The sequence below is a fragment of the Streptomyces sp. NPDC088261 genome, assembly GCF_044740805.1.
Taxonomy (GTDB): Bacteria; Actinomycetota; Actinomycetes; order Streptomycetales; family Streptomycetaceae; genus Streptomyces.
The window spans coordinates 30,171-44,166 of the sequence record NZ_JBIURL010000014.1; the positions used below are offsets into that span (position 1 = coordinate 30,171).

Annotated in this window: 14 protein-coding genes; 8 read left to right on the top strand and 6 right to left on the bottom strand. The window is 72.4% G+C overall.

Annotated features, from left to right (window positions below):
- The first annotated feature begins 98 nt into the window (after positions 1-98).
- Positions 99-2,549, top strand: a complete 2,451-nt coding sequence (locus ACIODU_RS24665) for a PQQ-binding-like beta-propeller repeat protein (RefSeq protein ID WP_401769921.1) — start codon at positions 99-101, stop codon at positions 2,547-2,549.
- Positions 2,550-2,950: 401 nt separating this feature from the next.
- Here ACIODU_RS24665 and ACIODU_RS24670 read toward each other — a convergent pair whose 3' ends face one another.
- On the bottom strand, positions 2,951-3,874 hold the full coding sequence (locus tag ACIODU_RS24670) for an RNA polymerase sigma-70 factor (RefSeq protein WP_401770035.1): 924 nt from the start codon (positions 3,872-3,874) through the stop codon (positions 2,951-2,953).
- A 110-nt stretch (positions 3,875-3,984) separates the two neighbouring features.
- Complete coding sequence (locus ACIODU_RS24675; protein ID WP_356426693.1) at positions 3,985-4,458, bottom strand: carboxymuconolactone decarboxylase family protein; 474 nt, start codon at positions 4,456-4,458, stop codon at positions 3,985-3,987.
- Positions 4,459-4,590: 132 nt separating this feature from the next.
- Here ACIODU_RS24675 and ACIODU_RS24680 point away from each other — a divergent pair, with 132 nt between their 5' ends.
- From ACIODU_RS24680 to ACIODU_RS24695, 4 genes are all read left to right on the top strand, one after another.
- Positions 4,591-5,139 (top strand): hypothetical protein, encoded by a 549-nt coding sequence (locus ACIODU_RS24680; protein ID WP_401769922.1) that lies wholly within the window; start codon positions 4,591-4,593, stop codon positions 5,137-5,139.
- A 174-nt stretch (positions 5,140-5,313) separates the two neighbouring features.
- Positions 5,314-5,856, top strand: a complete 543-nt coding sequence (locus tag ACIODU_RS24685; RefSeq protein ID WP_401769923.1) for a PadR family transcriptional regulator — start codon at positions 5,314-5,316, stop codon at positions 5,854-5,856.
- Entirely contained in the window at positions 5,853-6,686 is an 834-nt protein-coding gene (locus ACIODU_RS24690) for an ABC transporter ATP-binding protein (RefSeq protein ID WP_401769924.1), read from the top strand. Before ACIODU_RS24685 ends, ACIODU_RS24690 begins: the two co-directional genes overlap by 4 nt.
- Before the next feature lie 2 nt (positions 6,687-6,688).
- Positions 6,689-8,464 carry an FtsX-like permease family protein gene (locus ACIODU_RS24695; protein ID WP_401769925.1) on the top strand — a complete coding sequence of 592 codons (1,776 nt, stop codon included), beginning with the start codon at positions 6,689-6,691 and terminating at the stop codon, positions 8,462-8,464.
- Between the two features lie 148 nt (positions 8,465-8,612).
- Here ACIODU_RS24695 and ACIODU_RS24700 read toward each other — a convergent pair whose 3' ends face one another.
- From ACIODU_RS24700 to ACIODU_RS24715, 4 genes are all read right to left on the bottom strand, one after another.
- The gene (locus ACIODU_RS24700) at positions 8,613-8,822 is read right to left on the bottom strand and encodes a sigma-like protein (protein WP_401769926.1); all 210 of its coding nucleotides are present in this window, start codon (positions 8,820-8,822) and stop codon (positions 8,613-8,615) included.
- A 212-nt stretch (positions 8,823-9,034) separates the two neighbouring features.
- On the bottom strand, positions 9,035-12,013 hold the full coding sequence (locus ACIODU_RS24705; RefSeq protein WP_401769927.1) for a BTAD domain-containing putative transcriptional regulator: 2,979 nt from the start codon (positions 12,011-12,013) through the stop codon (positions 9,035-9,037).
- A gap of 189 nt (positions 12,014-12,202) precedes the next feature.
- The gene (locus tag ACIODU_RS24710) at positions 12,203-12,460 is read right to left on the bottom strand and encodes a hypothetical protein (protein ID WP_401769928.1); all 258 of its coding nucleotides are present in this window, start codon (positions 12,458-12,460) and stop codon (positions 12,203-12,205) included.
- Positions 12,447-12,647, bottom strand: coding sequence for a hypothetical protein (locus ACIODU_RS24715; RefSeq protein WP_356426714.1), 201 nt, complete (start codon positions 12,645-12,647; stop codon positions 12,447-12,449). The genes ACIODU_RS24710 and ACIODU_RS24715 overlap by 14 nt, the downstream gene beginning before the upstream one ends.
- Positions 12,648-12,768: 121 nt before the next feature.
- Here ACIODU_RS24715 and ACIODU_RS24720 point away from each other — a divergent pair, with 121 nt between their 5' ends.
- Genes ACIODU_RS24720 through ACIODU_RS24730 form a run of 3 tightly spaced genes read left to right on the top strand, consistent with a single transcriptional unit; the run spans position 12,769 to position 13,993 of the window.
- Positions 12,769-13,590, top strand: a complete 822-nt coding sequence (locus tag ACIODU_RS24720) for a Scr1 family TA system antitoxin-like transcriptional regulator (RefSeq protein WP_401769929.1) — start codon at positions 12,769-12,771, stop codon at positions 13,588-13,590.
- A complete protein-coding gene (locus ACIODU_RS24725) occupies positions 13,587-13,793 on the top strand; it encodes a DUF397 domain-containing protein (protein ID WP_401769930.1) in 207 nt (68 codons plus the stop codon). Before ACIODU_RS24720 ends, ACIODU_RS24725 begins: the two co-directional genes overlap by 4 nt.
- On the top strand, positions 13,790-13,993 hold the full coding sequence (locus tag ACIODU_RS24730; RefSeq protein ID WP_401769931.1) for a DUF397 domain-containing protein: 204 nt from the start codon (positions 13,790-13,792) through the stop codon (positions 13,991-13,993). The genes ACIODU_RS24725 and ACIODU_RS24730 overlap by 4 nt, the downstream gene beginning before the upstream one ends.
- Positions 13,994-13,996: the final 3 nt, after the last annotated feature.

A 13,996-nucleotide genomic window follows, 5' to 3' on the forward strand; every position in this document is an offset into this window, starting at 1 on the left:
CCGATCCGCCCCCGGGTTCGCAACCGATGCCTCCGACAGGAAGAATCAGGGGGCACGGGGCCGTACCTTTGTGGCCCGTACGGGGAGGTGGCAGGCAAGTGGAGCAGCTGACGCAGCACGACCCGAGGCGTATCGGCCCTTTCGAGGTGCTGGGACGGCTCGGGGCCGGCGGCATGGGGCTGGTCTATCTCGCGCGTTCGGCATCGGGACGCCGGGTCGCGATCAAGACGGTCCGTACCGAACTTGCCGAGGACCAGCTGTTCCGGGTCCGCTTCACGCGTGAGGTGGAGGCCGCCCGTGCCGTCAGCGGGTTCTACACCGCCGCGGTCGTGGACGCCGATCCCCGGGCCGCCGTGCCCTGGCTGGCCACCGCCTACGTACCGGCGCCCTCGCTGGAAGAAATAGTGAATGAGTGCGGTCCGATGCCGGCCCAGGCGGTGCGCTGGCTGGCGGCGGGGATCGCCGAGGCGCTCCAGTCCATCCACGGCGCCAACCTGGTCCACCGCGACATGAAGCCCTCGAACGTCCTGGTGGTGGAGGACGGCCCGCGCGTCATCGACTTCGGGATCGCCTCCGGCGTCTCCAACACCCGGCTGACCATGACCAACGTCGCCGTCGGCACGCCCGCGTACATGTCGCCCGAGCAGGCCAGGGACTCGCGCAGCGTCACGGGCGCCAGCGACATCTTCTCGCTCGGCTCGACCCTCGTCTTCGCCGCGACCGGGCACGCGCCCTACCACGGCGGCAATCCGGTCGAGACGGTCTTCATGCTGCTGCGCGAGGGCCCGGACCTGGAGGGCCTGCCGGACGAGCTGAGACCCCTCATCGACTCCTGCATGCAGATGGACGCCACCCGCCGCCCCTCGCCGGCCGACCTCCAGGCCCAGCTGGCGCCGCACCTCTTCGCCTCGGGCAGTGACGACAGCGGTACGGCGTCCGCGTGGCTGCCGGATCTCGCCACGGCCATGATCGAGCGCCGCAGGGCGGGCGGGCGCGGCCCCGCTCCCGTACCGGTACGGCCTCCGGCGCCCGCGCTGCCGCCCCCGCCGCCCCGGCCCCCGCACCAGCCCGAGTGGGAGTCCGCCCGGCGGCAGGGCGACGACCCGCGCGGGGGCGGGCCCCGCCCCGCCCCGCCGGCGTCCTTCCCGGGCGGGCACTCCCCGCATGCCCCGCAGCCGCCGCACGCCCCGGCCGCCGGCAGTCCGGTACGGCTCGCGGGCTCCCCCGTGCCGATCGGGCCGGGCCCCCGGGTCGCGGACGCGCGCGGCGCGGTGGCCGCCGACGCGGGCCCCGCCACCGGCTGGATCCGGCCCCCCGCCGGTCTCACCGTCGCGGGCGCGGAGAGCGTCACCAGCCCCGTCGTCCCGCCGGTCCCGGCGCCCGCGCAGGCGCCCGACGGCGCGCCGGGGCGGTGGCGCCCCTGGCGGTTCCGGATGTCGAACGACGTCTGGGGCACCCCCGTGGTCGACGGCGATCTGCTGTACGTGACGTCGTTCGAGGTCCACGCGCTGGACGTGGGCAGCGGGCGCCGGCAGTTCAAGACGCGCGACGTGGCCTGGGCGATGGCCGTGGCCGGGGGCCGTATCCACGCCTCGGACGGGCCGACGCTGTACGCGCTCGACGGCCAGGACGGCAGCGAGCGCTGGCGCCTCCAGACCGACGCCTGGGTGTACTCCCTCAAGGTCGACCGGGGCACGGTCGTCACCGGCACGCGCGGCGGCGGGATCCAGGCGTGGGACGCGGCCGACGGGCGGAAGCTGTGGGAGAGGTCCGGGGCGCAGACGGACTTCGAGACCCCGGAGGCCGGTCCCGCGATCTTCGACGACACGGTGTACGTGTGGCAGGACGCCCGGCTGCGGGCGCTCGACGCGCGCTCCGGCGCGGAGCGCTGGTCGTACCCCGTCGGGGACGCCGCGTCCTGCGGGGGTGTGCCGGTACGGGTCAGGCCGGCGCCCGACGGGCGGCTGTACGTCTCCGCCGGGACGCGCGTGCTGGCGATCGACATCGTCAGCGGCCGGGTGTACTGGCACTTCGAGGCGCCCGCCGTCTTCCTCTCCCCGCCGGCCTTCGCGCCGGGGCCCGCGGTGACGGGCGGCGGGGTGTACCTCGCGGACTACCTCGGGACGGTGTACGCGCTCGACGCGGCGAACGGCAAGGACCGCTGGCGGATCGCCACGGAGTCCCGCCAGTCCATCGAGCCGGTGCTGGTGGCGGACGGCAACGTCCATGTCGGCAGCGGCAGCGCGCTCTACACGCTCGACGCGGTGACCGGTACGCCCAAGTGGCGGTTCGCGGCGGGCGGCGAGGTGATCGGCGCGCCGGTCGTCGCCGACGGCAGACTCCACTTCGGCTCGGCGGACCACGTGCTGTACACGCTGGACGCGAGCGGCGGCCAGCTGCGCTGGAAGCTGGCGACGGGCGGCGAGATCACCGGGTCGCCGGTGGCGCGGCGCGGTGTGGTGTACGCGTGCAGCAAGGACCGCTGCGTGTACGCGCTGGACGCGGTGAAGGGGACGGCGACGGGGCGCGGGGGTGGCGGGGCGCGGTAGACCCATCTTCCGCACCACACGGCATGGGGCGGTGACCGGGGCCCTGGGCCGCGAACCGGCCCACCGGTCCCGGCCCACCGGTCCCGGCCCACCGGTCCCGGCCCACCGGTCCCGGCCCACCGGTCCCGGCCCACCCGTCCGCGGCCTCCGGTCCGGGGGAGTCCCAGGCGGGGCACTGTCTCGTGGTCTTGTGGTCTCGTGCTGTACGGCGTCCGCGACCGCGTCGCACACCTCGTCCGGCAGCGCCGCCCGCGCGGCATCCGCGGCATCCGAGGCCGACCCGCCCGGCCCGGTGGAACGGTGGTGAGCGCGGACCGGCGCCCCGCCGGGATCGCGGCCGCCCGGGTCGGCCACGCCTGAGCACCGACCCGGTCCGTTCTCGTTCCGCCCTCGTTACGCCCTCATTCCGCGGGTCGGCGTGACTCCTTCAGTTCGCGGGAGATGTCCCAGGCGTCCGCGACGGGGCCGACGTGACCCAGCTTGTCGGGGTTGAGCACCAGGCGGATCGTCTGGATCCGCCCGTCGAGCACATCGAGCCCCAGCGTGTGGAGCACCTTTCCGTCTCGGTCGCGGAAGATCGCACCGGGCCGACCGTTGATCACGTGGGGCTCGCCGGTGACGTCGATGCGGGCCATCGCGGGGAAGACGGCGGCCAGCAGCCGGGCCACCTTCTCCGCGCCGACGACCGACCTGGCCAGCTGCGGGGCCTTGCCACCGGCGTCGCCGGCCAGGGAGACGTCGGCGGCGAGCAGCTGCTGGAGGCCGTCGACGTCGCCCTCGCGCAGCGCGTCGAAGAACCGGCCCGCCAGCTCCTCGCGCTCCCTGCGGTCGGCTTCGAAGCGTGGCCGGCCCGCCCGCATGTGCCGGCGGGCCCGCACCGCGAGCTGGCGGCACGCGACCTCCGACCGCCCGACCGCCGAGGCGACCTCGGGGAAGCCGAAGTCGAACACCTCGCGCAGCACGAAGACCGCGCGCTCCAGCGGACTGAGCCGCTCCAGCAGCAACAGGGCCGCCGTCGACACCGAGTCGGCCAGCTCGGCCGAGCGCGCCGGGTCCTCGTACGGATCGGCGAGCAGCGGCTCCGGGAACCACGGCCCGACGTACTCCTCCCGCCGGACCCGCGCCGAGCGCAGCACGTCGATCGAGATCCGGGTGACCACGGCCGACAGGAAGGACTTGGCCGACCGGGGCCGCGTCGGGCCGGCCTCGAAGCGCAGCCAGGTCTCCTGAACCGCGTCCTCGGCGTCACCGACGCTGCCCAGGATCCGATAGGCGATCGAGAACAACAGCGGTCGCAGTTCCGCGAACTCCTCGACCCTGCCCACCATCTGACCCCTTTCGGTCCGTCCGACGGTCATTCGGCCCGCCGGCCGACTTCGCGGTCGCTTCCGTGCCTCCATCTTTCAGTGCCACTTCCTTTCAGTGCCACTTCCTTTCAGTGCCACTTCCCGGGCTGGTAGTCACCTCCGGGCTGCCGGGTGATGATGTTCATCCGGTTCGCCAGGTTCATGAAGCTGACCAGCAGCACCAGGGCGGCGAGCTGCTGTTGGTCGTAGTGCTTGGAGGCGTTCGCCCATACCTCGTCGCCGACGCCGGGGGACGCGTCCGCGAGCCGGGTTCCCGCCTCGGCCAGCTCCAGCGCGGCCCGCTCGGCGTCGGTGAAGACCGTGGCATCCGGCCACGCCGCCACCAGACCCAGCCGCACCGGGTCCTCGCCGGCGGCGAGGGCTTCCTTGATGTGCATGTCGAGGCAGCCGGCACAGCCGTTGATCTGGCTCACCCGCACCGACACGAGTTCCTGCGTGGTGATCGGCAGCGCCGTGTCCCTGAGCGCCTTACCCGCCGACATCAGGTACTTCAAGGCTTTGCCGGTGGTCGGCTCGGCCATGAAGTCCAGTCGTGCGTCCATGGTGTGTTCCTCCGTGCTCGTGAGTGGTTACACACCCGAGACGAGGCAGCCCGCCGCCCAGTGACATGGCAGAATCGTGACCTGCGTCACCAGGGTGACCGGGAGCGATTACGGGGGAGTTGGAAAGAGAACGTGATACGCCGACGTGTGAAGTTCGCGGCCGTACTGGTCGCGGTGGTCCTGGCCCTGACGGGCTTCTCGTCGGGCCACGGCAAGAGCGGGAGCAAGGGATCGAGCGGGTCGAGCAGCGGTGGCGGCGGGGGAGGCTGCTCCAACTCGAAGAAGAGCAACGGTTCGTACGGCGGATCGCACGCGGACTCCGACGACTACGAGTCCGACACCGACTACGCGTCAGGTGACACCTACACCAGCGCCCCGACCGCCACGGCGACCTCGGGGAACGGCGTCGTGGCCGAAGTCGTCACGTGCGTCCGCAAGGCCAAAGGCAAGCGAAAGGCCGTCACGTACGCGACGGTACGGGTCGAGGCCCCGACCGGCCCCACCGCGACCTACGAGGTCGATGTGGACTTCCGCGGCTCTTCGGGCGCGGTGCTCGACAACGCGGACACCGAAGTGACCCTGGACAGCGGGGAGTCCACGACGCTACGGATCCGCATGGAGACCCCGAGCACCCTCAGGAACGTCACCACCTGCAAGGCGACGGCCCGCGTGGTGAGTTGAGCGCGGACGGACGAACGACCGAGGGGCCGGGCGATGAGCCCGGCCCCTCGGTCGTTCACGGTCCGTCCTCCCCTTAACCCCGCGCCCTGACCGCTGATGGGGCACACGGAGTCGTCTTGACACCCCCAATGGATAACCGTTATTCATTGACTGCTCGCGGAGGAGGGGAGGCCCGTGCAGGACGTGGTGCTGGCACTGCTGGTCAAGGAGCCGCTGCACGGCTATGACCTGCGCAGACGGTTGCTGGCGGCGCTCGGACCGTTGGGGGAGACCCTGAACGCGGGGCAGATCTACGTGACGCTCACCCGGCTTGAGAAAGCGGGCCTGGTCGTCATGGAGCGGGAGGATCTGTCCGTGCGGGGCCCGCGCCGCAAGGTGTACGCGCTGACGGCCGCCGGGCAGGAGCGGGCGTCCGCCTGGATGGCCGACGGTGTCGGCGCCAGAGCGGACATCACGGAGTTCCACCTCAAGCTGGTGGCCGCCGCCGAGTCGGATCTGGCCGACCCTCTGGTGCTCGTGGACGCGCGGCGGCGGGAGTTGATACGCCGCCTGGCCGAAGCCCAGCGCGCCGCCCTCGCTCACGACACGGACTCGGAGGCCGGACTGCTCCTGGAGGGCATCGCCCTGCGATGGCAGGCGGATCTGCGCTGGCTGGAGGCGTGCGAGCGGATCTGGTCCACCCGCGCCTCGTCTGGGAAAGGCAAGGGAAACGGATGACGAGAGACGGTCAGCGGATCAGAAGTCGGTCGGGGCGGAGGGGTACGGACGACGGCCCGGACCCTGCGTGGACCGGCCGCCCACCCGACGAGGCGGCGGGACCGGTGCTGCGCGCGGTCGGCCTGTCGCGCGTGTACGGGGAGGGCGAAAGCCTGGTGTGGGCCGTCGACGGGATCGACCTCGACGTCCCCGCCGGGCAGACCCTCGCCGTGACCGGCCCCAGCGGCTGCGGCAAGTCCACGTTCCTCCAACTCCTCGGCGGTCTCGACCGGCCCACCGACGGCGAGGTGTGGCTCGGCGGGCGGCGCGTCGACGACCTCGGCGAGCGGGATCTGGCCCGCCTGCGGCGCCGCACCATCGGGTTCGTCTTCCAGGCCTGCCACCTGATGGACGAGCTGACCGCGGCGGAGAACGTCGAGCTGCCCGCGCTGCTCGCCGGCGCCTCACCCCGCGCCGCCCGGCGGCGCGCCGCCGGACTCCTCGACCGCGTCGGACTCGCCGACCGGGCCCGGCATCTGCCCTCGGAGTTGTCCGGCGGCCAGCGGCAGCGGGTCGCCATCGCACGAGCCCTGGTCAACGATCCGCTGGTCGTCCTCGCCGACGAGCCCACCGGCAACCTCGACAGCGCCGCGACCCACGACGTCCTGCGGCTCTTCGACGAGTTGCGCGCCTTCGGCCAGACCCTGGTCATGGTGACGCACGACGAGCGCGTCGCCGCCTGCGCCGACCGCGTCGTCTCCCTGCGCGACGGCACGCTGGCCGACGACACCCACCTGGACCCCGGCGACGGCACCACCGGGCTCGGCACACTCTTGAGCTGGGAGAACTGACCGTGGGGAAACTGCTGCTGACGGGGCGCCTGATCCTGCGCGACCTGCGCCGCCGCCCCGGCGAAGCCCTCATGCTCCTGCTCGCGGTCACCGTCTCCACCGCCAGCCTGGCCCTCGGAGTCGCGACCAACAACGCCGTGACCACCGGGTACCTGAAAACCCGCGCGGCCACGCTCGGCCCGGACATCACCGCCATCACGACGGCCGGGGACCCGTCCCCCGTGGCCGAAGCCCTCGCGGACACGCCCGGCGTGGCCGCACAAGCCCGCCCGGTTTTCGCCTTCACCACCGCCGTCCGGGCACATGGCCGAACCGCTAGCTCCTCGGTCGAGGGACGCGACACCTCACCGTCGGCCGTGGACCGACCGCTGGTGACCTCCGGAACCTGGGTGCGTCCCGGCGGCGCGGTGCTCGAACGCGGCTTCGCCCAGGCACTCGGCGTCCACGTCGGCGACCGCGTCACCATCGGCGGGCGCGGCTACCCGGTCGTCGGCCCCGCGATCAGCGCGGCCACCCCGGTGTATCCATGGAGCAACTGGGCCCAAGGCCCCGGGCCCGGCGATTACGGCGGCAGGATCTGGCTCACCACCGCCGACACCCGTACAGCGGCCGGCGACACCCCCGGTGTCTACCAGATCCACCTGAGACTGACCGACCCCGCCGCGGCCCTCCGCTGGCGCGAAACCGAGTTCCCCCGCGAGGCCAGGGGCGCCGCCTGGGTCAACACCCCCACCTGGCAGACGGTCCTCCGGACGGACACGAACATGATCCGCGAGACCCAGCCCGCCCTGGTCGTCGGCGGCTGGCTGCTCGCCGTCGCCGCGACCGTCACCCTCGCCGCCCTCGCCACCACACGCGCCGCCCGCGACCACCGGCGCGCCGCGGTGCTCAAGGCCGTCGGCGCCGGCCCCGGCACCGTCACGGCCGTACTGCTGACGCAACACCTCCTGCTGACCGTGCTGGCCACCGCACTCGGACTGGCCGTCGGAGCGCTGGCCGCACCCCACCTGGTCGATCCCAGCGACGGGCTGCTCAGCACCGTCAGCCCTCCGGACGCCAACACCGTCACCGCGGCGGTCCTCCTCGCCGTCATGGTCGCCGCCATCGGCGCGATCGGTCCCGCCGTACGCGCCGCCCGCGGCAGCACCGTCCACGCGCTGGCCGACCCCGCGCACCGGCCCCCGCACCACCCGCGCCTGAACGTCGTGACGGCGTACCTGCCGACCCCCCTGCTGCTCGGAGTCCGACTGCTCGCCCGCCGGCCCGGCCGCGCCTTCCTGGCCTCCGCCGGTACAGCCGCCACCACCGTCATGGTCACCGCGATGCTCACCTGGCGCACCGAACTCGACGCGACCCCCGCCTATCGGCGGTACGGCCCCATCGAGGTACGGACCGACCGAACAGGTCAGGTGCTGCTCGCCGTCACGCTCGCTCTGGTGGCACTGTCCACGCTCAACACCATGCTCCTCGGCCGGAGCACCGCCATCCAGGCCCGTCGCGCCCTGACCATCACCCGTACCCTCGGCGCCACCCCGGGACAGGTCGTCACCGCGCACTGCGTGGCGCAACTCCTGACCGCCGTACCCGGAGTGGCGGCCGGAATCCCGGTCGGGATCGGCCTGTACTGGATCTTCGGCACACCGGTCACACCCCCGGGATCGTGGCTGCTCACCGCCGCACTCGTCACCTTGCTGGCGGTCGGGGCGCTGACCGCCCTGCCCGCCTGGACGCACACCCGCAGTCCCGCCGGACGCGCCCTCGACGCCGAACCCGCCTGAGGGACCTCGGCCGGGTGCGCCGATCAGCCCCTCTGCTGTGAGCCGGTACGCACGAAACGGCCGCGACGGCTCCCCCTCCGCGCCGCCGCGGCCGTTCGTTCCCCGTCGTGGTCGTTCAGCTCATGGCTTCCGGCTCAGGGCTTCCGGCTCAGGGCTTCGGCGGCGGGGAGGACGCGTGGTTGTCCATCGTGGTGATCTCTTCACCCGAGGCGTGGTTGTCGAGCGTGGTGATGTCGCCCGCGGCGACCGGCTTCGGCGTGGTGGCGGTCGTGCCGCCCACCTCCGCGCCCGACGCGTGGTTGTCGAGTGGCTTCAGACCGTCCACAGGCTTCTTGGCAGGCTTCGTAACGTCGCTCATCGTCGTCAACTCCCCTATCTGTCTTGACACATGATCAAGGACGCCCGACCGACAATTCCCCCGGGGACTGTCGGTCGGGCTCCCGCAGCCGTTCCGCAGAAGTGGCCCGGCTTCCCCCCATCGACCGTCTGCCCCCCGACGCGACGGGTCGATGGACGTAAGACTGCCGTGCGCCGATAAACGAACGATGAACGAGCCCAGTGATCTTGACCTCACGCCGCCGCGAGGGGCGAGAGGAGGCTCCGGGTCTCCTCCGCCTCGGCGGAGCCCAGCCGCTCGTAGATGTCGAGCGCCTCCCGCCAGCAGGCGCGGGCCCGGCCCGGCTGGCCGATGCTGTCGAGCGCCTTGCCCAGTACGGTCAGCACCGTCCCGCGCCGCCACTCGCCGCCGATGCCCCGCAGCGCGATGGCCTGTTCGGCGTGGGACGCGGCGAGCGTGGGGCGGCGGGCGACCAGGTGGACCTCGGCCAGCCGGAAGTGGGTGACGCCCTCCCACAGCGGCTGGCGGTTGTCGCGGAACAGCTCCAGCGCCTCGGTGAGCTGGTCGAGCGCCTCGGCCAGGCGGTTGGCCCGGGTCAGGGCGATGCCCAGGGCGTACCGGCCGTTCGCCAGGCGCAGGGTCAGGCCCATGTCGTCGTAGATGTCGATGCCCTGCTGGGCCAGTTCGATGGCGCTGGAGGTCCGGCCGAGCGACAGGTGGATGCGCGAGAGGTTGCACAGCGCGCTCGCCTCGCCGACGAGGTTGTTGTCGGCGCGGAAGTTCTCGATCGCCTGGAGCAGGAACCCCTCGCCCTCGGCGGGCCGCTCCTGGTAAATGGCGATGATGCCGCGGTCGTTGGGCGCCCAGCAACTCGGCAGCGGGTCCCGCGCCTTGTCGGCCAGCAGCATCGCGAGCCTGGCCTCCTCGTCGGCCTCGTTGAAGCGCCCGGCCACCAGGTGAACGTTGGTCAGCGCCGTCCGCGCGCGCCCCTCGGCCCGCGCGTCGTCGGCGGCCCTGGCCGCCTCCAGGACCGCGAGCGCCGACGACTCGTACTGCTTGGAGTTGGCGCCCGACTCGCCCAAGTCCTTGGCCGCCCACAGGAGATCGACGGCCCGGCGGAGCGCGCCGGGTCCGGTGGACTGACGTACGGAGGCGAGCAGGCAGTCCGCCTCCGCGTACAGCCAGTCCAGCGCGTCGTGCCGGTCGTCGAACGACAGGCCCTCGTACGCCGTCGGCTCCAGGTGGTCCACCAGCCGGTCACCGGGCCGCTCGATCGCGTAGACCTTCGCCGCTGTCGCCAGGTAGAAGTCCAGCAGCCGGGACAGCGCCGCCTCCCGCCCGGCCGGGGGGTGTTCGTCGCGCTCCGCGCACGCACGCGCGTAGAGCCGTACCAGGTCGTGGTAGCGGTAGCGGCCCGGCGCGGCGGACTCCACGAGGGACGTGTCGACCAGCGACTCCAGGACGTCCTCCGCGGCGTGCTCCGGCAGATCCAGTACGGCGGCGGCAGCGGCCAGCGAGATGTCCGGGCCGTCCACCAGGCCCAGCAGCCGGAACGCGCGCGCCTGCGCCGGCTCCAGCTGCCCGTAACCCAGTTCGAACGTGGCCTTGACCGCCAGGTCGCCCGCTTGGAGTTCGTCCAGCCGCCGCCGCTCGTCCGCGAGCTTCGCGGCCAGGACGGAGACCGTCCACGTCCGCCGGGCCGCCAGCCGTGACGCCGCGATCCGGATCGCCAGCGGAAGAAAGCCGCACGCGCCGACGACGTCCAGCGCCGCCTTGCGCTCCGAGGTCACCCGCTCCTCGCCCACTATGCGGATGAACAGCTGGAGCGCCTCCTCCGGAGACATCACGTCCAGGTCGACCAGGTGCGCGCCCGCCAGGTCGACCATCCTGACCCGGCTGGTGAGGAGCGCCGCGCAGCCCGTGGTCCCGGGCAGCAGCGGCCGGATCTGCGCGGCGTCGCGCGCGTTGTCCAGGAGGACGAGGATGCGGCGGCCGTCCAGCGCCGACCGGTAGAGCGCGGACCGCTCCTCCAGCGTGTCGGGGATCGCGGTGTCCGGTGTGCCCAACGCCCGGAGGAACGCGCCCAGTACGGTCTCCGGTTCGGCCGCCCGGGGCCCGGCGCCCATGAGGTCCACGTACAACTGCCCGTCGGGGAAGTGCGGCCGGGCCTCGTGCGCCAGGTGGACGGCGAGGGTCGTCTTGCCGACCCCGCCGATGCCGGCCAGCGCGGAGACCGCCATCACGGACCCGTCGGCGGCGGCGAGCCGTTCGCCCAGCTCCCGTACGAAGGAGGCGCGCCCGGTGAAGTCCGGCACGTTCGCGGGCAGTTGGGCGGGGCGCATGACGGTGTGGACGGGCGCGGGCTCCTCCACCGGGCGGGCCAGTTCCGCGTCCGCCCGGAGGATCCGCTGCTGGAGCCTGGCCAGTTCGGGGCGGGGGTCGACGCCCAGTTCGTCGGCGAGGAGCCGGCGGGTGTCGGCGTAGACGGCGAGCGCTTCGGCCTGCCGTCCGCTGCGGTAGAGGGCCAGCATCAGCAGCTCGCGCAGCCGTTCCCGCAGGGGGTGCGCGGCGGTGAGGGCGGTCAGCTCGGAGACGGCCTCGGCGTGGCAGCCCAGCTCCAGGTCCAGGTCCAGCCGGGTCTCGGTGAGCTGGAGCCGCCACTCCTCCAGCCGGATGCGCTGCGTCTCCGCGTACGGCCCGGGTACGGAGGCGAGGGCCTCGCCGTCCCACAGCCCGAGCGACTGGTTGAGGAGCGCCCGCGCCTGCGAACGGTCCCCGGCGGCCCGCGACTTCTCCGCGTCGGCCGCCAACTCCTGGGCGACACCGAGGTCGAGGGCGTCGGGTCTGGCGCGCAGCGCGTACCCGCCCGACTCGCTGACCAGGACCCCCGGGGGCAGCACCTTGCGGAGGCGGGAGGCGTACGTCCGTACGGCGGCGAGCGCCTGCGACGGAGGGTCGTCGCCCCACAGGGCGTCGATCAGCTCCCCGGCGGTGGCGGTACGGCCCTCGCGGAGCAGGAGGGCCGCCAGCAGGGCGCGTTGCTGCGGCGACCCGGTGGACAGGCCCTCGCTGCCGAGCCAGGCACGGACGGGCCCGAGCACGCTGAACCGGAGAGCACCGCCCACCTCGCCCGCCCCGCCCGCCTCGTCGGTCCCGTCGGACGTCACCTGGGCCCGCTGATCCGCTCCACGCGGCCCGCCGTCACGGTCCATGGCTCCCTGCCCCCGCTCCTGCCGCTGCCGTATCACCGCCGCCGGTGAGGCTTTCGCGGTATCGCCCCACCGGTATCGCTACTTCCGTTATCGCCCTCGACAGTCTGCCTTGTCGGAGGCGGGCGCGTCAGCAAGGAGGGGCGGTCTGCACAAGGCTTCGACAGGATCGTGTCCGGGCCGGGACAGGGTTCACCGCGGCCGGTGCGGGACGGACGAACCCGTCGTGCCCTCCGAACCGTTCGGATCCGGCCGGTAGTCGGGACACACCGGCTGCCCGCACCGGCACTTGGGCCAGCGCAGCCCGGAGCCGGGGACGAGGTCGGCGCCGTCGCCTTCCCCGTCGTTGTCCCCGGTGCCCGGCTCGGACTTCCGGACGATCAGCATGCCGTCCACCCCGAACGCCTCGGTCAGTTGCGACAGGAGCCGTCGCGCGTCACTGCTGCTCATCGGCCAACCGCCTCAGTCCGTGCGCCACGCGCAGCGTCAATTCCATGGTGGGCGGGGCGAATTCCCGCGGTACCCAGGCGGGTACGAGCCGGTGGAAGCCCCCGGCCTCCACGAGTGCGTCGAGCGCGTCGGGTCCGCCGCCGGGCGGCGCGGGCGGGTCCGGTTGCCGGAGGTCCTGCTCGTACATACGGGGTGTGCCCTTCCGTCAGTGAATGATTACCGTCTGTGAGACAAGCGTGGCCATTCGTGCGTACGCTCAACAGGGGGGTGGCATTGACAAAGGGTGCTTTCACAGAAAGGCCGTCCACGTGACGTACGCAGAAGAGTTGGACCCGTCGGAATCCGTCCTGGCGTTCTACGCCACGGAGTTACGGCGTCGGCGCGAGGCGGCGGGCATGTCGCAGCGCGCCCTGGCGAAGGAGGCGCTGATGGCGCCTTCGCTGCTGAACAAGATTGAAGCGGCGAGAAGGCTCCCGACGCAGCCGCTGTCGGTAGTGGCGGACAAGATGCTCGCCGCCGACGAATTCTTCACGCGGCTGTGTCCGGTGGTGATCAGGCACGCCTATCCGGCCTGGTTCCGGCCGTTCGTGGACCTTGAGGCGGCGGCGACGGTGATCCGAACGTTCCAAGCGCAGGTGGTGCCGGGCCTGTTGCAGACGGCAGACTATGCGCGAGCGGTGCTCTCAGCAGGACGGTTGAACCGCGACACCGTCGAAGAACTGGTCACGGCCCGGCTCGAACGGCAACACATCCTCACAAGGGACAAGCCCCCGGAGCTGTGGATCGTGCTGGACGAGAATGTGCTTCGTCGCCGCATGGGGCGCGTTGACACGATGCGTAGTCAACTCGATCACCTTCTGAGGGCTGCGGAGAAGCCCAACGTCGTGCTTCAAGTGGTCGCGTTCGACGCCGGAGCGCATGCGGGAGTCGGCGGGCCTTTCTCCGCTCTTACGCTGGACGAGGGGCCGGACGTTGTGTACGTCGACGGCTTCTTGCAGGGGCAAATCCTGGCCGAGCGGGAACATGTGAAGGGGGCTGCTCGTGTCTATGATTTGCTCATGGCTGATGCCCTTTCACCCAGCCGCTCGATCGACGTGATTGCCGACGCTTTGAAGGATTTGAGACCATGATCAACGCGAGCAGTCTGCCCGGTGTCGTGTGGCGCAAGTCCAGCTACAGCAGCAACAACGGCGGAGATTGCCTGGAGATTACCAGCGTCGTCCCCGGCGTCGTGCCTGTCCGTGACTCGAAGTCCCCCGAGGGCCCGGTGCTCATGCTGAGCACCCACGCCTGGACGGGTTTCGTGACGTTCGCCGCAGGCCTGCCGCGATGACCGCCACTGAGCCGCCCCCGCTGTGGCGCAAGTCCAGCTACAGCAGCGACAACGGCGGCAACTGCCTGGAGATCGCCACCAACCTCCCCGGCATCGTCCCCGTCCGTGACTCCAAGGACCCCGAGGGCCCCGCCCTCATGCTCACCCCCGCCGCCTGGAACGCCTTCGTGGCGTTCGCCGGGGCGACGGGGGCCGTGTAGAGG